This is a genomic window from Yersinia sp. SCPM-O-B-9106 (C-191), from assembly GCF_026183365.1.
In the GTDB taxonomy this organism is placed as follows: domain Bacteria; phylum Pseudomonadota; class Gammaproteobacteria; order Enterobacterales; family Enterobacteriaceae; genus Yersinia; species Yersinia rochesterensis.
Map to the genome: position 1 here is coordinate 2444512 of NZ_CP110791.1, position 19733 is coordinate 2464244.

Consider the following 19733-nt stretch of genomic DNA (forward strand, 5'->3'; position numbering starts at 1 on the left):
TCAATAGTGGAACGAGTGATTGATTTTTTTTGCACGCCCACAATAGAAACAAATAAGGAAATCATATAGCATAAGAAAACTAATGCGAACAGTTCAATTTTTCTGCGATTGCCTCTATAGACGCAGTATTTAAATAATTGGTCAGAATTAACTGTTTCAGGAAAAGTTAATTACTATAACAAAGCGGAGGAGTGATGGGTAATATTGATTTCGCAGAGCAAAAGTTGAAATCTTTGCTTTCTGATATTCGTGGGAATCTAGCATCCATAGAGAGCGAGGAAGATGCTAAAGTTCAAATTATCAACAGAATATTTACTGAATGTTTAGGATGGTCTTTTACACAGTTCGCATGCGAAAATAAGCATGATAGTGGCTATTCAGATTATGTCATGAAGATTGGCGAAGAATCAACTTTGGTTGTTGAGGCAAAAAGAATTGGTATACTTGATATTGAATCTTCGATATTGGATAAATATAGAACTCTCAAATTATCTGGCTCATCATTAAAAAAATCAATGCCTGGAATTCAGCAAGCTTTTTCATATGCAAGTGAAGAAGGTATACCTATTTCGGTTGTAACTGATGGAATTAAATGGATAATATTTAAAACTTGGGTTCATGGGGCAAAATATAAAGATAAAGAAGCTTTCGTTTTTCCTTCTTTAGAGGCAGTAGAAAATTCATTTAGTATTTTTTATGAATTGTTAGCATATGAATGCTTTTCAGAGAAAATATATAATATAATGTTTGATACAATTCATAATAGTCGTCAAAATTTGAGTATCCCTCTTAAAGCACCATTGGAAATTGATGAAATTAACATACTTAAGAAATCACCAATTGCTTTTGATCTTGAGAAGATATTTAATGGTTTTTTTACTCAACTTATCGGAGACGATAACTCTGAGATAATGAATGAGTGTTTTGTTGAATCCAATGAGAGTAGGATCGCTGATTACTCTTTGGAAAAAATAACAACGAGTATTTTAAACAATTTACCGAAAGAAAAAAATAAAGTTGGGTTAGAACTTAGTGAATTAATTCAAGGGAATGTTCAAGCCAAGCTTCCAGCAGATTCAGATATGTCAGTATTTATTGTTGGCCCGACAGGCTCTGGAAAAACAACATATATCAATAGGTTTTTTTCAAAAATATTACCTACAGGAACTAGAGAAAACTGCCTGACACTAAACATAAATTGTCTTGATGCAACGGGGAATGATACTACAACGACTGCATGGATATCTGAAAGAATAATAACATTATTAGAATGTGATTTGTTCAATGAAGGGTATCCGGAATATAGTGAACTTCAGGGGATGTATTTTAGTCATTATAAAAGAATGACCTCTGGTTATTTGAAAAAGATATATGAAAATGACAGAAATGCGTTTGATGTTAAATTTTCAGAATTCCTTGAAAAAGAAGTTAAGACTAATAGAGAAGGATATCTTGAAAGCCTGCTGCATTTTGCAATTCATAATAGGAATAAATTGCCAATTGTTATTGTAGATAATATAGATGAGTTTTCTTTAGATTTTAAGGTTCGGATATTTCAGTTTTGCAATGCGTATAGACGTAAAGTTAAATATTGCATGTTAATGTTTCCTGTGACTGATAAATCCGCATGGAGCTTTTCTAAAACTGATATTTTTACTATCCATCAGTCTAGGTCTTTCTTTTTACCAACACCATCACCAAGAGAAGTTTTCAGAAAAAGAATTGACTTTTTAAATAAAAAGCTTGTCACAGCCGATGTGACTGAAAAGAAAGAGTATTTAACAAGTAAAGGGATAAGGATTGAGTTAAAAAACATCAAAAAATTTGCGCAAGTTTTAGATGATGTTTTTGTCGAAAATAGCTTTACAGCTAAAACTTTAGGGGAACTTACGAACTATAATATTCGCTCTATAATGAATCTTTCTAAAAGAATAATAACTTCTCCAGTTATGCGAATTGAAGATTTAATCACAACTTATTTGACTACTGAGCCAATAAATTATTCGAAGTTTATTGATGCTCTCATACGTGGCGATTATGAAGCTTACAGAGTTAGCACTGGTGATGACTTTGGAGTTATTTCTACCTTTAAGGTAAATTCTTCAAAGATACACTCACCATTATTAATTCTTAGGATTCTAGTTCTTTTAAAAGTCACCAAGTTGACAGGTCGTGATGTTGAAGAAAGACATTGTACTGTACAATCGATAGTACAATATTTTGAAGCTCTAGATATTGATTCCGTCGATATACAAAGATGTCTGACAGAGTTAGTATCATTGAGATTAATTGAACCATATGACCCATCTACAAGTGTGCTAGATGACAATCAAAAGCTAGCAATTAGCTATAAAGGATTGGCTCATTATGATTTATCAACGAAAAACAGTGTCTATTTTTACCAAATGGCAATCACAACAGGTATTAGCGACCCTGAAGTTGTTGCCAACATTAAGGGATATTACAAGTCAAAATCTAATTCCTCTTTCGGTGAAATAACATCTAGTATTAGAAAGCTATTTTCAGAGTACCTACTTCGCGAAGATAGTAAGTTTGTTACATCAACACAAGATAAGGAACAGTATGAATGTCAGATGGAGTTAATTAGGGATATAAAGTCTTTTAGTGTAGATAGAAATGGAACTAATGGAATCATCCCGGATAACATGACCAGTTTCCTAGGGGAGAAGTTAGTTGGTAAAGTTGAGCGTTATGATCCTGAAAAAGGTTTTGGTTTTCTATCTATTAAGGAAATGAACCAAGATTTATATTTTAAATTAACCAATCTAAAAATCAATGAAATGAAAAATATATATGATTCAGATATTGTTTATTGCAGTTTAGAACAAGGGAAAAGAGGGATAGAAGTAAGTTCAATCTACGGTTTTGTGGAAGGGAAAAATGAATTTCAGTTAGAGAAATGTATTGTTAAAAACTTTAATCCAAAACGTGGTTTTGGTTTTGTACAAGTTGGTTCATCATCGAATGAGGTTTTTTTTCATAAGGTTGCTTTCCCAGCAAATTTTTATGAGCATTTGAAAGAGGGATTAGAGTTTATAGCAGAAATAAGATTGAGGGAGGATGGGAAGTTTCAAGTAAGGAGATGTGTAGATTTGCTATAATACACTGATAGGGACTTAATATCTGGTGTTTGATACGTCAGCTTTTGGCACGTTCCAACTCTAAGGTCTGATCCCCCCAGATGAGGCTCTTTCGAGTTGGTAATTAAGGCTATCTATAATCGTGACAAATTTGCTTTGCTCGGCCGTTAATAACTCAGGGAGCCCTTCCAAACTCCCTTTCAATTTACTTATTAAAATACGGATTCACCCTTTCCACCGCCTGCTGTACTAGTTTGTTTCTGGTTGCCATCAGCCGGTCAATCTTCTCCCTTTTCTGATCCGCCGTTAGTATCCGGTCCCGCCTCATCATTTCAATCTGGGCATTCAGTGCCTTCACTTGTTTCTGAGTCGCTGTTAGCCCCTGACGCTGCGATAACTTCCCTCTATTGTCCTCTATCAATTCATTTGCATCATCGCCACGCCCCTGCTTACGGAAGCTGTTAATAGTGCTATTTATCTGATTGGCTTCAGTCATCATGCGGTAAAAATCTTCGGTGAATTGGGTAGACTTGGCCGGATCTGAACCTCTAAAGAAGGATTTAATCACCGGCAGTTCATCCAACCGCATGGCCGGGGTTTCGCCGTAGTCTTTCAGGTTACGCATCAGCAGATTGGTCGCGCCCATCACATAGCCGCCCAAGCTACCGGTGTAACCCATCACAATATGATCCAGCATCTTCGGTGACATATTGGTCGCCTCACCTATTTCACGCATTAACAGGCTGGTCTGGTCATTATAACGGGCTCCGGCCATCAAATTGCTGTCGGCCATGTTCTCAATCGGGCCGCCTTTGAAGAAATCATAGTTAACATAAGCTTCAGCAATCGGCATGGCGACTTGCGGGATAGGGTTGAATGCCATGGTTTCCATAAAGTTATGCGCCACCAGCTTGCCGAATTTAGCCCCGGTATCTTTACCGCCCAGCGCACGAATAAATCGCTCGGGTAAAGTGCCAAATATCGCGCCAAACTCGAACGGTTTTGGAAAGCGAATATGTTGATCACCAATCCATACATGCCAATAGGTGTCTTTATCCCAGTCCTGTAGCTCTTCATAACGTTTATCATCCCAATTCAGCGCCATCAGTGCCAGAGAGGCCGCCGTAATCATGCCGCCGCGCTTCAGCACTTCACGCGGGTTCTCTTTGATACCTCGGCCTAATTTACTCAGCCCCTGCATGCGGGCGTTGAAGAACGGCAGCATATCACTCAGGTTAATCATGATATTGCTGGCACCCATCATGCTGAAGTCCATCAAGTCACGCGACTCAAATGCCGCCTGCGCTTTGCTTTTCCCCGATTTAATTGCAGCATCATAAGTGGCCAGCCGGTTAGCGTTTTCCGCAGCTTCACTGAGGTTCTTATATTTATGTAACCCCAGTTCGACCTTGTCCATCACCTCTTTGCTGTTACGGACAATAGAGGATTCAAATTCGTGGATTTGGCTATCGTTGTAACCTTTACGCCGCAGAACGCTGCGGATGGTTTTGGCCGTAGACGCGGGATCATAGACATTGGAATAACCACCGCCAAAAGTCGCGCCAGCAAACATCATATCCACCAGACTATCATCGGTGCGTAGGGCTTTTTTAAATCCGGCCCATGAGGCTATAACTGGCTTAAAACCATCTTTATTGATGGCCCATGAGTGGATTGAGTCACGTAAGAAGTTGCGGATAATAAAATCAGGCATTGATGTGGTGCTGACGGTCAGCACTTTTTTAGCCGTGCGTGCTGCTTTCATAAAGGTGGAGTTACTTCGCTCGAGGTCAATCATAGTAAAGGCGCGATACAGTTCCGGATCATTAACCTGAACCAGTTTTTCCTGCCCATCAATAAACACCTTAACCACATCTTTGCCGATACGCTCAAAATCCATTTTATTAGGTGATTCAATCACCTCCAGCACGCCGGTATCCACAAGATTGACCACTGAGCGACGCATGGCCTCATTTTTCATTGAAGCATCAACCGATTTCGCCACATAGTTAAACAGGTTTTCGATAGGATCCTTGATGGTTAAATCGCTGCCTTTTAACTTGCGTACGGTACTGCTCTGGTTGGCAATGCCTTTGCTGGTCCACGGCCCTTTCACCTCGCCATTTTCTGCTTCACGGTAATAAGGCAAGTACCAAGCATCCTCCCACTGTGCGCGGCTTTCCGGATCAATCAATCCCATATCTTGTTGCAGATCCAGAATCGACTTAATAAAAGCATCATATTTTTTCTTCTGGCTGTCGAATAAGGCTTCATTACCCCGGTTAAGGGTTTTCATATAAGCAATTTCGTCGGCATTAAAGTTGTTCTCTTTGCCCTCTTTTATCAGCCGTTCAGAGCGATGGCCGGCGATCCATTTAAAGAAGTTTTCCCGATGGTTTCCCAGTCCGTCGAGAATACCCATAAGAGCGTCCTCTTTACCGGTACCGGATTGTCGCTCTACTATCCCTTCGGCTTTGTTATAGCGCGGCAAGCCATGCTCTAAAGTGGCGGCAGTAACAGAGCCTGCCCCGGCAGCCATACGCGCTCCAATGTAGGCAGAGCTTCGTGCATCATTGATACCAGCGGCATCCTCGGCATACTTCAGCGGAGCCATACCATCAAAGGTTTTGGTATTGAGTTTACGACCGGTTTCTTTTAGCCAGGCTTTCAGTTCCGTTTTATCTTTGCTGGTCACGGTGCCGTAGAAAGTCTTGACCTTATCAAACCACCCCTGCTCAACGTTGAAGCCCATTTTGCGGTTGGTTTCAGCATCCATTGATGGGTTGGTAGTGCGGGAGTAAAGCGCATCACTATTGCGAATATCCTGCTTGGAGAGTATATTTTTACTTGAGCCGCTAAAGGTGTTCGCCCCGGGCAATTGGAGCCCGGTTGCATGAAGCCATTTAGCGGCTTTTTCTTTGTCTAAATACAGCAAGTCGTTGTCCAACTGCTTTTGTAGTGCAGCACGGTTATCTTTTCCGTACACGCTCGCAATCTTATTCACCTCTGCAAATCCAGCACCTTTACCATTCAGATGAATAGCGGCAATCACTGGATTCCCATTAGCATCATGAGCTTCCACCAGTGAGACTAACGCATCTTTCTCCGTTGCAGAACGCATGACAGCCACAGGATCCGAGATTAACTCAGGCAACCGCTTCATATCCTCCAGTCGTACTGCGTGATCACGTACGGATGGGTCAGTGGCTTTATGCACCACGGACGCAGGCATGGTAAGTTCAATATTCCGCGCACCAAGCGCCTGATAAACGGCGGGCGTGTCACCTAAGCGAACCTGATGACGTGGGGCATGCTCCATTGCCGCTATATTTTCAACTTCAAATGCAAACTGCTTAGCGTCATAGCTATCGGGTTTGAATGGATCTTTGCGGCCTTTGGAATACAGAGCATCAGAGCGTGAAAACGTATTATCAAACTCCCGCGTTCCGGGTTGTTCGCCATCATACATAGCCGTCTTTTTAAACCGCCCAGCGACGGTGCGCAGAATATTGCGTATCTCAGTTGGCGAAATATCATTCACATTCATGATGCCGGTTTTCTTCAACGCATTGATCAGCACAGAAACAAAACGGTCCCACATCGCCCCAAGACCGCTGAGTTCTGAGCGCTCCGCCATGTGGGCTAAGAATTCATTAGCCTGCATTTCAGGGGACTCATTGCGATATGACTTATCGACTTCCCGCCAAACATCCTGAATTTCTTTATTTTTGCTGTCACGAGTCTGATGTAATACGCGCATGATACGGTCGTATTCCACATCACCAATGACGGAAGCCAGCCCGTGGTGCGCCAAGACCTCATGACGCAATTTAGCCCGAAGCTCGCGGTCAGAAGTAATGTTATCCGCTACCACAATCACCCGGCTGAGTTCCGGCTGATAAATGGCATGGATAATGCCGAATTCTTTTGGGATCCCACTCGGCATCATGGCAGCCGCTTCAGCTTGGGTTTGCACTACCTTAACTTTGATTTTGGCTGCACCATTCAAATTGCGCACCCAGACATCAGCGATGACTTGGGCCCGCCCTTGCCGTATTCCCTGAGTGGGTTTGTCGCCAGCGGCGGTATGACCGGTATCTGAAATCACATTGCCTTTGCCAATGTCAGTACCCTTACGCGAATAGAAAGCGATACCTTTATCGGTTGGCTTGGTTTTGAGCGTTTGGAATAGGTGATCAAATGCCTGGCGTACGCCGCCGTTTAATTCCGCTTCGGTTGGGTAAGCATAAGTTTCCGGGTTGGCGTGTTCGTCAGCTTTGCGCAGGTTCACCAGATAGTCGTTAGTGATGCCTTTACTCTGGGCTTTATCCAGTAGGTAGCGTTCAAAAGCCCGCGCTGACATTTCCAGTTTAGTCGTCCAGTAAGCTTTGCTTCGGCCACCGTCCAGCAATGCAGCGCGTTCCATCATTCCACTATGGGTAACTTTATCGACGGCGCTCTTAAAGGCGTCATGTACCTCTTGCCTGACCGGATGGATGATTTCTTGCTTTTTGCCGCTGCTAAACTCATAACGAGGACGTCTACGATCGGTAATAAATTCGGATGAACGTTTACCGGACGACTCGCCATGGACATCATAGGTACCAAAATAGTTATCCAGTGCATGGAACCACTCATGTGCCAGTGAGCCCGCGCCATTACCTTTGGTGAGATTGATAACCACTTGCCTAGGCTCATAATGTGCTTTAGCCCCTCCCTTACCCCGCGCGCCAAATGCCAGACCCAATTCGCCATTCAATGACAGCGATTTTGGCGGCACATTCAGTAGTTCGGCCATATCAACCAACGAGTCATAAGCATCGTTTAATTCAGTTTGGCGGCGTGCTCCTTCAACATAGTTACCAAACTGCACTCCCCGGAAGCCGAAGGCATCACTAAATTGTTCAGGCGTCACATTGCCATTACGGCGTTCAATTCCTATCCGGGGCTCGTTGGTTAATTTGCGTTGTTCTTCTCGCGATGTTTTGCGTAATTTATCCAGTTTGGCTTCTATTTCAGCGCGATTCTCTGCCAGATAAGCGCGTGCTTCGGTAGGTGTTTTGAAGCCCGCTTTCAGCGGCAAAACGCCCATAGCCCCTTTGTAGCCAATAAACACACTCTTGTCTGCCCGTCGGGTATAGATCTCTAACTTAGCCTGTCTAGGCGTTAACTGAGCCTGTTTAAGCGCGTCATCTCCTTTATCACTATTAATCTTGGTCTCAATAAATTCCTTGGCTTTGGGTAATAGCTCCGGCATTGAACCCGCTGAAATATCAGTTTTCATCCCTCCAGGGGTAACCAGCTCATATAGGGTTTTCCCACCGGGATAGCTCTTGCCGTCAAAATAGGTGTAATGGCCGGAACGAATTGAGTATTTTGACGCTTCGGCCATCTGCTCAGGCTTAAACTGCGAGATTAAGTCAATAGCATCTGCGGCAGAACGTAAGGAGGACTTACTGCGGAAAATGGTTTTTATATCGTCAACACTCGCATGGCTATTGATAATGGAACCCGCTAAATCACGAACGCCCTTAACCTGTTCTGCCCACTGATTTAGCTTATAAGGGGAGCCCGGTTTAGTTGGGATAAATGAACGCAATGCTGCCAGCAATGCCAATTTCTCAGGTTCAATACCGTTTTCATGCATTTTGGCATAATCAGGATGGGGGAACAGTTTCGACAAAGGCTGCTTTTTAATTTCTTCGATATCATGTTCGGCTTTCAATGATTCAGCTAACTGGCCCCACTTATGCTTTGCTGCCCCCTTGAGTTCTTCACCAAAATCATCAATTTTCGTATCACTTTTTTTGGTTTGATGTGCAGACTCAGGTACAGGTAAGCGAACACCAAACCCCTTTCCTACCGGTTCAATCGTGGCACCCGGCATCTTGCCCCATTTGGAATACTTAGCAACTTTCTCACTGGAGAAGGGTTGGTCGCCATACAATCTTAATTCACCGGCTGGCTGCTCATCAGATACAACAACGCCCTCATTAGAGGGCGCTGTTTTCGTATTAGCCGTTGTTGGTTCAGGTGGCAATCGCACACCAAAACCATCACCAACCGGTTCAATCACTGCCCCCGGTATCTTGGCCCACTTAGTGAATCTGGCCACTTTTTCATTGGGGAATGGCTTGCCGTGGTGCAATCTCAACTCACCTTGTGGACTTTCTGGCTCAATGTGACCTTCTTTGGTTGATGCAATACCGCTATCAGTTGATTTTGCAGGTAATCGCACGCCAAAACCGTCGCCTACTGGCTCAATAACAGCACCTGGCATTTTTGCCCACTTAGTGAATCTGGCCACTTTCTCATTAGGGAATGGCTTGCCGTGATGCAATCTCAACTCGCCAAGAGTTTCACCTTTTGCATAAGCTTCGGTACGTGCATCTATAGGGACACCACCAGCACGCTGACGCTGATCGGTAATCGCTGTTTCAGACTGTTCCCCCATAGCCTCAGTAAAGCGGCGCACATCTTTACGCTGCCCCCCGTCAAATTGTGGAGTTTGCCCAGATTGAACATCATCTGGGTTAGTGACTGGCCCCTCGGCAAAGATGATGTTTTTATCGGTAATGGCCTGCGGATCCGTTTGACCATCGTAGGTCTGGGTCTCCCGCACCGCGCCTTGCTGCTCTGCCGGCTCCCTCGGCAAATACACTTGCCCACGAGCCTGCTCCCCAGCGGTGAATTGTGGTGCTGCACCGGCTTGAGATTCATCACCTTGAATTGGCCCCGGCATGGGGAAGCCTTCTCCCGGATGAATATTACCGGGCGCTGGCAGGCGTGGCGTTCTTTGTGCTCGAATCTGGTCGGCTTGCTCAAGTATCGCTAACTCATCAGGTGTAAAACCTTGCTCTCCTGATTCCATTTGCTGCTGAATAAGGTCTTGTGCGGTCGGCTGTGCTTCTGGCTCTGCCAGTGAACGCTGAACATCGCTATCATCAGCAAAGCCTTGCACGCGAGGATCCTGACGTAAGTAAGCTGGGGTATCGCGGAAATCATCAATCAGGGAGTTGGGTACGCCATTTTCACTCACTGACTTCTGTTGTACAGCCACTTCAGGGGAAGTCTGATTTTCTGCCTGCGGTGTCACTTCTGGCTGTAGGGAGGGATCGATATTTTCAGATACTGGCGAACCCTCGATATCAACGGGAGTCTCTGGTGTGGTTTCTGCTGCGGATCTGCGACCTCGAATCCCACCGATAGTACCGGCCCCCATACCAATCCCACCCCCAACAATTGCATTGTTGGCCCCTGTTTCAAAAACATCTTTCATCGGGTCAATTTTTTGGCCTGCGGTGTTAATTAATTGCTGATTCTGGACATATCGCTGGGAGGCACCTTGAGCAAACTCAGTACTGCCTTCCGCGAAGGTTCCCGTCGCTGCACTAGAAATAACACTTTTAGTTGCCATCTTTTTAGTAAGCAATTTTGCTAGGGTATGATCCCCCAATGTAGAAGCGGCAATATTAATAGCCAGCATCCGAGGATCAGCAGTAACACTATTAGCAGCTTGTTCTGCAACCTGGCTTCGAGCCAAGGTTAATTTTTGTGTGTCAGTTAATGAGGAATTAGAGGGGTCGCTATCAATATCAGCAAACGCTTTTTGGAATGTTGTGCTTTCGAGTAATTGATCAAAGGGGATGGAATTAGTCTCTTCACGCATATCAATACCGCCTTGACCTTGAGCGGTACCCGTCGATACGCCAACAAACCCCGTGACTTGGGCTCTCCTTTTTGCCATCTGAGCAGTTTCTTTTGCTGTGGCCCTTGCCGCCTCTTCAGGAAGCACCTTAATTAAACGATTGTAGGCTCCCTTTTCAGCCATCCTTTCAACCGCATTAGCCCCTAGCTTTGCCCCACTTGCCGTTAAAAACATTTGCGATATTGATGGGATTGCATTAATCATCCATGCATCTTTATCGAATAGGCCAGCACCAGCTTTAATTCCAGTAACATTTTTATTTTTGTCACGTTCAAAAGTTATAAAATCCATCGCCGCAGCTTCTTTAGCGCCATCGCTATAATTGCTTTTGATTTCTTTCGAAGCGCTTTGAGCAAGATCACCCACCCCACCAATCACTGCATTACCAGCACGTGATAACAGATTGCCGCTGTTCTCTTGCATCACCCTCAACATTTCAGGACTAACCGGAATATCAATCAGCGGTTTCTTTTCACCACTTCGGTATTCTGATGCCTTACCATCTAAGTGCTGATTACCCGCCTTAAATAGTTGAGCATTACCGCTAATGATATCCGCAGGCGCTGCCGCCACCGAAAGGAGTACATCTTTTAAACCTATGCTAGGGTCGTTGGCCTGCGGAACTTTTGACTGCCGTCCCGCAGCCTCACGCGCAGCCCTGACTGCTCCCCAGTCAAAACCAGTATTCGCATTCTCACCTGGTTGCTGGATATTGAGTGTTTCACGATTACTGTTATTGGTTTGCTCTTCTGGACGTTGTTGCTGCGGATCGTAAGTCATTTGGCGCTCCAAATTTCAGACGTAAAAAAAGCCTCGTTGTGAGGCTGTTCGATAGTATTAATAAGATCCGGCTGCGAGAGGACTTTAATACGTTCATATTCAAGATTAAGTCTGTGTTTTTCCTTCTTTCGCGCATTCATCAATCGACTACCGATAGTCCCCTTAACCTTCGAAACATTTTCTTTTATGGCAAATAGATGCTGTGCTTGTTCGCCAATTGCGCGACGACGCTTTAGTTGCTCTGCCATCCAGTTGAAAGCATTGATATACGCCTCTTTAATCGCCGTTGCAGGTTTACCGGTAAATCCCATAATCAGCATCATGCAACCATCACGAGTTATATTAAACATCGGCTGCATATCGCCATTTTTATCAATGAAATCAGTGGGCGCAAAATTGCGCTGGGTAAAATCATCGGAACATTTCAGGTTTCGAATTGCCCTTAGAACATCTTTGTTACGCTTGCTAAAGCATTGAGCAACCTTAAGTGAGGTGGTTATCACTTTGTTCTCTGACATAACCACCATGTCTCGAAAATAAAATTGTGGGATGACTACTATTTGTTTGTTCATTGGCACTTCCTTATTAGAAATGAACCTTTGGCGCATAGGAAACCAGCCCATCGAGGCGTACCAACCGTACTGGCTCCTCAAAGGCTCATTTCTAATCAGGTTCGATGATTTGAAGCACATGCGTTGTGCTGGGGAAACTGGAATAAAAAAGCCCTGGCAGGCGAACCTGTCGAGGCTAGATTTCGTGCATAAAAAAGCCGAAGGGCTTTTTAAAGCTCACTTCGGCATCTTTCTGTAATTTAGCGCGTAATTAGCTCAATGTGAAGTTAAGGATTGTTTGTCTTTTTTTCCTTTAATCTAGCAACCAAAACCAAGCCAAGAAAAGATGCATTTTGGATTGTCTCAGTAGAGGTGCTTTCATCACAAAGTGTTAATAGATCTAATAAGGCAGTAAGGCATTCCAGAGTATCTTCAGCATTCATTTTCATTAATATTATCCTTACAAAAGATGATTTATATTAATGACATGGCATTTTTATTAGCTTTCAGATGTCGGTCAGTATTACTGCTGCCTTGTTTCATTAATGCGCTTCATTTCCCTTAACTGTTGGGCTGTATTACTATCAGGAACGGGGCCACCCTGAGTAGAGCCAGGTTGCGCACTCTGAGATGGTTCTTTCATTTGCTGTGGTTGCTGCCGTTTTTGCTTCCATGCCATAAAGAATTGCTGATCCTGTGGGCTATTCAGATCAGGGGCTTCACCAAATTCTTTTTGGTACTCCCCGGCAAATGCCTCCAATTCAACCGGGTCAATGCCGGATTGATTCTGAGAACCACGGCCCCCACCAACACCATAGAGTTCAGAAGCTTGCTGGCGGCGTTGCTCAGAGCTGCTTTTTATTTCCTGTTTTGCAGCGGCCAGTTGCTTCTCATCCATCATGGCACCGTCTTTATTCAGCGCGGCTAATTGCTTACTTTCATCTTTACCAATATCCAGCAGCTCTTTGCGGTAGCCTTCACTTTCCTGACGCATGGCGGCTTTATCTGGCGGGTTAACCATGCTGCCAATAAACTTGGCGCGATCTGGCTGGTTAAGCTGACCGACCATCTGGCTGTAACCTCTGACCTTATTCATAAACTCATCGATAGGGGTTTTCGCTACCTGGTTATCATTCACATCAGAGGAACCGAATTGAGTCATAGGTTTGTTGGCGGTTGAACCATCGCTATAAGTGACTTTCAGACCAGGAATAACAAACTTGCCATCTTCGCTGATGCCAATATGGGCCAGTTCTTTGCTCTTAACCTTCTTGCCAGACTCCGGATCGACTTCATCAATATTGCGCTCAATATGAGGGGCCAACACAGTATTCATCGTCTTTAATACTTTCGGGTCGTTATAGTTCATTTCCCCGGAGAGCACTTTCGGCATAATCTGGTTAATCTCCATCACGTTATTGATGGCGTCCTGACCAAAGAAGCGGGACGGATGTAGCGGATTATCCTTTGATATTTGCCCATACAATTGAGGGTCTACCTGACCAGTGGTTTCAATCTGTTTATACATCGCCTGAACGACGGGCATTTCTTCTTGCATGCGCTGTTGCCGCTCGGCTTGTGAACGTTGGAAATTAAACTCGCTTTTACGCATGTTGAGTTCCTGCGCCCGCATGCCCAAACTGGCATTGGCCGTGCGCTGATTGGCTTGCGCTAACCCGTAGTTTTTATTCCACTGCTCATCACCCACACTGTCACGCTGTGATTTATATTGGTGTTCTCGATTATCAGTCTCTTTGCGCCAATCCACCTGATCTTTAGCCAGGCCATAGTTACGGTCAGAGTCTTTAATCTGTTGCTGTTGTGCGGCATCTCGCAAGCCCAGCTCACGATTGCGACTCATTGCCTGATCGGTCGTATTGAAGCCAGCCAAGAAGCCGTCTGCTAAACCTTGTACGCCCATAATAATGATCCTTTAGAAAATGCTGCCCGCCAGCAAGCCCACTGCGGCCCCAATACCGGCCCCGAGTGGCCCGCCCATTGCCAAACCCGTCCCCGCGCCAACACCCACCATGCTCATTTTGCCTTGCTGCTGTTGCATCTTGAGTTGTTGATTTGAGGACTCGCGTTGCATTTCACGGTTAGATGCATCCCCCATCCCTTGTAGGGCTTGTTGCCGGGTATCCCGTGCGACATCTATCAGTCCGTATCCCATTAGTGACTCCCTCCGCCAATACTCATTTGCTCACGTAGGCTGGCACTGCCGCCCGTTAAGATATTCATCTGCCGGTCTTGCTCAGCCTCACGGATACCATTCTTCGCCCCGGCAGTGGCCAGTGCCGAGCGCAGACCTAAACTGTTATCGTTCGGGTTTGCCGTCTGAGTAGTGCCATAACGCGCTAACTGATTTTGCGTACCCAACTGAGCAGAACGCAGACTGTTGGCAGAACTATCACTGACGCGGGTTAATTGCTGATTCATCAGTTCTCCGCTGGTAGCCAAACCCATTAGCTCTTTTTGCTTTGGATAAAAACGAGTGAGCCAATCGTTATACTGATCACGAATAAGATTGGCATAGGTATCAGATGCTTGTCCCATGGTTATCTCCTGTTATTAGTTACCACCGAAAACGCCAGAGGACTTACTACTATTGGCGTCTTTTAGGCCATAAGTGCGTGCGGCTACTCCACCAGCAGCGCCAACTAACTGCCCAATAGCTTGCCGGTCGCTAAGCGATTTTTGGGCATCACTGGTGGCTTTATTCAAACTCTGATTAGCAATGTTGCTGTAGCCAGATAGTGCATCCGCTTTTTGCCCTGCCCCCATTGCCACCACATCTTGCAAACCGGCAACGTACTTATCCTGTTGCGAGGTTTGCGCCCGGTTAGTCGTGTCGATTTGCCCGGCCACTTGGTCACTTTGCAAAGTTTGTAGGGTTCCCTGAAATTTGCCACTGCTCGGATCAACACCACCCGCAGACAATTCAGTAGCCGCCTGTTGGCGTGCCTTACCAAACTCCTGTTGATAGCCTAAATTGACGGTACCGGCGGCATCGTCGTATTTCGACTCGTTATTCATACTGTCTACTTTGCTAATAAACAGATTTTCCATCGGCTTAAGTTCGTTCTGGTATAGCGTCCATTGCTTACCGGCAATTTCAGCCGCTGCCAGTTCCTGAGAGGTTTCCTTAATCTCAGTGCTACCACTTCCACCTTTGCCCATAATGACCTCCCATTTTCACCACCAACGAACTACGGATAGCACGCTGGCCACACCATATAAAATGCCGACCAGTACAGTGGAGTAATACATGCGCCGGAGTGTTTTACTTCGTTCAAACAGTTCTAGAGCTTTCACAACCCATTCTCCTAGGTTAATATTCACCCATCTTCTCCCTTGCCTTTTTCAAGGTGCAGAAAGTAGAAAGCCCCGACTGCGGCTAACAGTTCGGGGCTTTCGCTTATCTACTTGTTTACATTAAACCGGTATTTTGAATTTCATCAGTCCATCTTTATCAGGCATGCGCTCGAAACCGAGCCGTCGAGCAATGCGGATAAACCCTTTGCGTGCCGTGTAAAACTCAGCCCAGCGCCCGCCTATCATGCGAGTCAGTTGCTGAACCTCTGGGGTGTACTTAACCAAACCTTGTTGCCCGCTACTGATACCAAGCCAGACCACCACATAAGGGATGCCCTGTTTGATGCGTGGGCGCAGGACGATCACCGCATCATCTGCCGAAAAGCAAAACGCCTGCTTTTTACGGCAGGCGTCTTGGACATGAATAAGCAGATCCGGATCTCCGGCATCGCTGGCGATACGCGCCAGTTTAGAATTTAAAATAGTTTGCCGCATCCAACACCATGATGGGGATAGTTGAGACGTAATAGGTAAAGGGGCCATGAGACGCGGGCTGATTTTTAGCCCAGCCCCACGAGGGGCCAATCTCCGTGCCATTGCTGTTTACCCAGACATAGACCTGCCACGGATAACTGTACATCGCACCAATATTACAGGGCGCATACATTGGCCGGGCAATCCCCTCAACAGAGCGCATTGAGCCTAATGGGGCATCCGTCAAAGGGACCAATTTAGGCCGCGCCAGAATATCGTAGCCAGAGTTATAAACCACTGAGCCATTCTGTTTAGAGTATATTTCCAAGCCATATTGGCTTCGGGTTAAAACACCACTGCCAAAAATGCATACTTTGGCTCTGATGGTCGCCCCGCCTCCACCATTGACATAAAAAACCCGATATCGGCGGTCATTGGGGTCAGGCGACATGCAAATTGTTTTACTGGCATCTGTTGTGTAGAAATAACACATCACCTGATCGGCTGCGAATGCCGGATTAATATTACTGGGAAGCCAACCATCATAAATATCAATTTCTCCCTTAAACAGTAAGCAAGAGAATTGGCTGATATTGCTAATACCGGTGAAGTTATTAACCCCCATAAATTGGATACCATAACCGCCCACCGATCCAGAAGCGGGCCAGATATAAACACCATAATATGAGGATGGAATAGCACCATAGTAATTAACTGAGTTTACTTTCAGTGTACGATTAGCATCCAAATAAGGTTGATTATAAGCGAATCCACCAGGTACCCACTGACTACCACTAACGGTGTAATCAAGCCAGGCATAAGAAGACATCCATAAGAAATAGTCATAGCCAACGGGTACAGTAATCCCCGTATTCCATTCCCCGAACGAATTATCCTTACTGCCCATACCAACAATCTTTGTGATCGTTGTTTTGTTATCCATAACAATTGATGTGCCATCCGGGCGAAATACTTCTAAACCGTAGCGCGACACTGCCATACACCATTAAAGTTAAACTCAGGTGGAGGATTCTTACCCACTGACATACAAGCCGTTAAACTAATCAAGCTTGCCAAGACGAACCATAAGCGCACCTTTTTCATCATAAACCTCTATTCTATCGTTAGTAATAACCAAGCCGATACTGCCCGCACCTTGCCTAATAGTGATTCTGCCGGTATTTGAAACACTAAAGAGGTCACCAATTTTCAGGTTACCGGCGGCGTCAACCGTAAACTTGCCGTTGTTAATAGTGGCGCTCTTAAGTGTCGGGGTAGAAATACTGATCCCTGCTTTAACTTCATCAGCGATAATCGTTTGGGCGTTCAAAATTTTGATAGTGGCTTCACGAATCACAGCCTCTGTAATGACGACTTTCCCGCCGACAACTGAGAATGGGATTGCATAGGTTCCAGTATCCGTTGGATTATTCGGGTCAAAGACAAAAAACTGACTGGCCGATATAGCAACTTGAGATATCGGTTTTCCGCTGGCATCTTTGCCTGCGACTATTCCGATCCCGGCAGTTATGCCACTGGCATTAACCTTGGTGCTCCACATTTTTTGAAATGCTTGACCACCGTTTTTATCTAAATCACCGACGCTGTTCGCCAACTCACCGATTAATGGAGAATCATTTATCTCTTTATTAATCAGGTCAATCAGCTCATCAATATCGACTGCCGTTTTTGCAGGCGTTCCCTTACTGGCATTGAATGGCCCCTCAACACCGGCGGAATTGACAAAACGAATCCAGTAAAAACCCTGCCAGCCCGGATCAACCGGGTCGCCGTAGACAGCCGCAGCAGAACTGGCCACCATCACAGCATTAGCCAGGTTATCTTCGGTGCTGCGATAAATTTCGGTTATTGAATGTCCACGATAATTAGGCATGTCCCATTCAAGCAGTACGGCGCTAAAACCACCGTTGGCTTTAAAATTTCGCGGCTGGGTGGGAAAAGAGGGGACTGGGCCAGTATTATCATTTGGACTGGGTTTGAGCTGTAATTTACCGCCTGCCCCAGAACGTAATTTTGCCAAATCCAGATCAGCCAAGTCTGCATAAGTCACGGCGCGATTGCGACCGTCACCCCGTTGCCCGGTCAACACCTCAATATTTTCAGAGATTGCAGCCGCATCACGACCCGCGCGGAAACCTTTGGTCATGCTGGCATCTCCACCATAGAGGTACTCAGAGTAATGCGATCAACTTGAGCATAACCCCACACTTCAATGATCCATTTCCGGCCAGTAATAGGGGGGAGCTTCAAAAGGCCATCGATTAAACTACCTGGCGGCAGAGACAATACCAGCACGTCATCAACAATCAAATTGACGCCTACTCGGATCACCCTGTCACTCATAATTCTCAAACATGAAAATGATGTACCGGCAGGCGCAAGGAATGGCTTACTACGCCATGTTATGGGCAAAGGTGTCGTGCTATTCTGCGATATAGTGAGCTTGTCACCTTTGATGGTGTAGAGCGTATCAGTCTCTAAATCATTAAATGCTGTGTCAAAGACAGTAGTCAGATGGCGAATATCCATGGCTTGCGGGTCGAAAATAAATCCAGCGCTAGTTCCTTTCGCTGTCTGGTAAATAGCCAGATATTCCCCCTCAACCTGCCATGCTTTTATGCTTTCCGGATTGAAGTTTTTACGCCACTGACGCGGTTCGATAATTTGCTCAGTCGCGACTAACGCATTCCCAGCACCATCTACCGACACCAAGCCATTGGGTGAGGCATAAATGGCAAAGTTGTCCATGCTCACCATACTGCGACGGCTCACACAGGCTTGCATCACCGGTAACTTAGCGTTGGTAATATTTGACGGGGTAATGCCACTGAACAAGTAGAGCCGCCCTTTTGTTCCCACCACCAGCCCAGCACCAATAGGGGCAATGGCCACAATAGCGTGCTCGGTGCTTTGCTTGTAACTTTCCGGCCAGGCATAAGGGAGAAAAGCCTCGGAGAACATCACCTGATTACCAGCAAAACCTGCGGCAATGCCATTTGCCATCAGACACAGACCAATCATTTCATCAGGCGGCATCAGGAAGTTTTCTGTTTCCAATACCGGCCCGAGCTCTTTATCCAGTGAAATATCCTGATAAGTAAGTACAGCAACGGGCAATTCCATCAACAGCAGATAATCGGCAACGCCACCACCCGATGCAGAACGATAAATACGGCGGCGGGTTATATTGGAGTTTTGGCTGCCGGGCGGTTGCAGAGCAAGGTTCACGGTACTGCCGGGATGGACGATGGTGACTTCCTGCGAAACCGGCCCCGGTGGCCCCTCTTCACCATAACCAGTGACATAAGTTTCAACATAAAAACGGGTATCATCATCGGTCGGGTCATCTTCTTTATGATCAGCCGGCGGTTTAATTGAAGTGATTTCAATTGGATTGCTCGGCGCAGGAATGCCCAAACGATAACTCGCCGCAGGGAAATTACCGGTACCTTGCGTGGCAATTTGATTGCTAGTGACTTTTGGATATTTACCGTCAGTGAAATACACACGCTCATATTGATCCTGAGCCACCGGACTGCGGATTGCATCTACCAAGTCAGTCCAGGCAAACCAATAATTATCGCGATAACGGAAGATGGTGGTTGGCTTCAACTTGAATGTTTTCCCACCATCAACATCAGCCATGATGGGTGTAATCACGCCGTGGCGAAAATGACAATTTTTGGCAATAGTCGCCGCTTGCTCTGGCAATAGATGTGGCACTGCCCGAGGCATTTCGCCACGCATGGTAGTGATATCGATAGCTGACATAGGGGAGGATTT

At 45.5% G+C, this 19733-nt stretch carries 12 protein-coding genes; 1 reads left to right on the forward strand and 11 read right to left on the reverse strand.

Annotated elements, in window-relative coordinates; all coding sequences use genetic code 11:
• Positions 1 to 194: 194 nt before the first annotated feature.
• Positions 195 to 3122, forward strand: coding sequence for a cold shock domain-containing protein (locus OP863_RS11260; protein ID WP_265525265.1), 2928 nt, complete (start codon positions 195 to 197; stop codon positions 3120 to 3122).
• A gap of 184 nt (positions 3123 to 3306) precedes the next feature.
• Here OP863_RS11260 and OP863_RS11265 read toward each other — a convergent pair whose 3' ends face one another.
• From OP863_RS11265 to OP863_RS11315, 11 genes are all read right to left on the reverse strand, one after another.
• Positions 3307 to 11589 carry an LPD38 domain-containing protein gene (locus tag OP863_RS11265; RefSeq protein WP_265525266.1) on the reverse strand — a complete coding sequence of 2761 codons (8283 nt, stop codon included), beginning with the start codon at positions 11587 to 11589 and terminating at the stop codon, positions 3307 to 3309.
• Positions 11586 to 12161, reverse strand: a complete 576-nt coding sequence (locus tag OP863_RS11270) for a Rha family transcriptional regulator (protein WP_265525267.1) — start codon at positions 12159 to 12161, stop codon at positions 11586 to 11588. The genes OP863_RS11265 and OP863_RS11270 overlap by 4 nt, the downstream gene beginning before the upstream one ends.
• 266 nt (positions 12162 to 12427) lie before the next feature.
• On the reverse strand, positions 12428 to 12589 hold the full coding sequence (locus OP863_RS11275) for a hypothetical protein (RefSeq protein WP_265525268.1): 162 nt from the start codon (positions 12587 to 12589) through the stop codon (positions 12428 to 12430).
• 74 nt (positions 12590 to 12663) lie between these two features.
• A complete protein-coding gene (locus OP863_RS11280) occupies positions 12664 to 14061 on the reverse strand; it encodes a hypothetical protein (protein ID WP_265525269.1) in 1398 nt (465 codons plus the stop codon).
• 12 nt (positions 14062 to 14073) lie between these two features.
• Positions 14074 to 14313, reverse strand: coding sequence for a hypothetical protein (locus OP863_RS11285; protein ID WP_053012593.1), 240 nt, complete (start codon positions 14311 to 14313; stop codon positions 14074 to 14076).
• Positions 14313 to 14696, reverse strand: coding sequence for a hypothetical protein (locus OP863_RS11290; RefSeq protein ID WP_050880630.1), 384 nt, complete (start codon positions 14694 to 14696; stop codon positions 14313 to 14315). The genes OP863_RS11285 and OP863_RS11290 overlap by 1 nt, the downstream gene beginning before the upstream one ends.
• Positions 14697 to 14711: 15 nt before the next feature.
• Positions 14712 to 15320, reverse strand: coding sequence for a hypothetical protein (locus OP863_RS11295; RefSeq protein WP_265525270.1), 609 nt, complete (start codon positions 15318 to 15320; stop codon positions 14712 to 14714).
• Positions 15321 to 15575: 255 nt separating this feature from the next.
• Positions 15576 to 15950: a hypothetical protein gene (locus OP863_RS11300; RefSeq protein WP_265525271.1), complete on the reverse strand. Its 375-nt coding sequence runs from the start codon at positions 15948 to 15950 to the stop codon at positions 15576 to 15578.
• Positions 15925 to 16923: a hypothetical protein gene (locus OP863_RS11305; protein WP_265525272.1), complete on the reverse strand. Its 999-nt coding sequence runs from the start codon at positions 16921 to 16923 to the stop codon at positions 15925 to 15927. The genes OP863_RS11300 and OP863_RS11305 overlap by 26 nt, the downstream gene beginning before the upstream one ends.
• Before the next feature lie 66 nt (positions 16924 to 16989).
• Complete coding sequence (locus OP863_RS11310; protein WP_265525273.1) at positions 16990 to 18096, reverse strand: phage tail tip fiber protein; 1107 nt, start codon at positions 18094 to 18096, stop codon at positions 16990 to 16992.
• Positions 18093 to 19721 (reverse strand): hypothetical protein, encoded by a 1629-nt coding sequence (locus OP863_RS11315; RefSeq protein WP_265525274.1) that lies wholly within the window; start codon positions 19719 to 19721, stop codon positions 18093 to 18095. The genes OP863_RS11310 and OP863_RS11315 overlap by 4 nt, the downstream gene beginning before the upstream one ends.
• Positions 19722 to 19733 lie beyond the last annotated feature (12 nt).

Bases quoted from the DNA above. Each gene is read 5' to 3' on its own strand.
- OP863_RS11285 (WP_053012593.1), bottom strand. From the start codon at position 14,313: ATGGGATACGGACTGATAGATGTCGCACGGGATACCCGGCAACAAGCC.
- OP863_RS11265 (WP_265525266.1), bottom strand. From the start codon at position 11,589: ATGACTTACGATCCGCAGCAACAACGTCCAGAAGAGCAAACCAATAAC.
- OP863_RS11270 (WP_265525267.1), bottom strand. From the start codon at position 12,161: ATGAACAAACAAATAGTAGTCATCCCACAATTTTATTTTCGAGACATG.
- OP863_RS11260 (WP_265525265.1), top strand. From the start codon at position 195: ATGGGTAATATTGATTTCGCAGAGCAAAAGTTGAAATCTTTGCTTTCT.
- OP863_RS11300 (WP_265525271.1), bottom strand. From the start codon at position 15,950: ATGCGGCAAACTATTTTAAATTCTAAACTGGCGCGTATCGCCAGCGAT.
- OP863_RS11280 (WP_265525269.1), bottom strand. From the start codon at position 14,061: ATGGGCGTACAAGGTTTAGCAGACGGCTTCTTGGCTGGCTTCAATACG.
- OP863_RS11290 (WP_050880630.1), bottom strand. From the start codon at position 14,696: ATGGGACAAGCATCTGATACCTATGCCAATCTTATTCGTGATCAGTAT.
- OP863_RS11315 (WP_265525274.1), bottom strand. From the start codon at position 19,721: ATGTCAGCTATCGATATCACTACCATGCGTGGCGAAATGCCTCGGGCA.
- OP863_RS11310 (WP_265525273.1), bottom strand. From the start codon at position 18,096: ATGACCAAAGGTTTCCGCGCGGGTCGTGATGCGGCTGCAATCTCTGAA.
- OP863_RS11295 (WP_265525270.1), bottom strand. From the start codon at position 15,320: ATGGGCAAAGGTGGAAGTGGTAGCACTGAGATTAAGGAAACCTCTCAG.
- OP863_RS11275 (WP_265525268.1), bottom strand. From the start codon at position 12,589: ATGAAAATGAATGCTGAAGATACTCTGGAATGCCTTACTGCCTTATTA.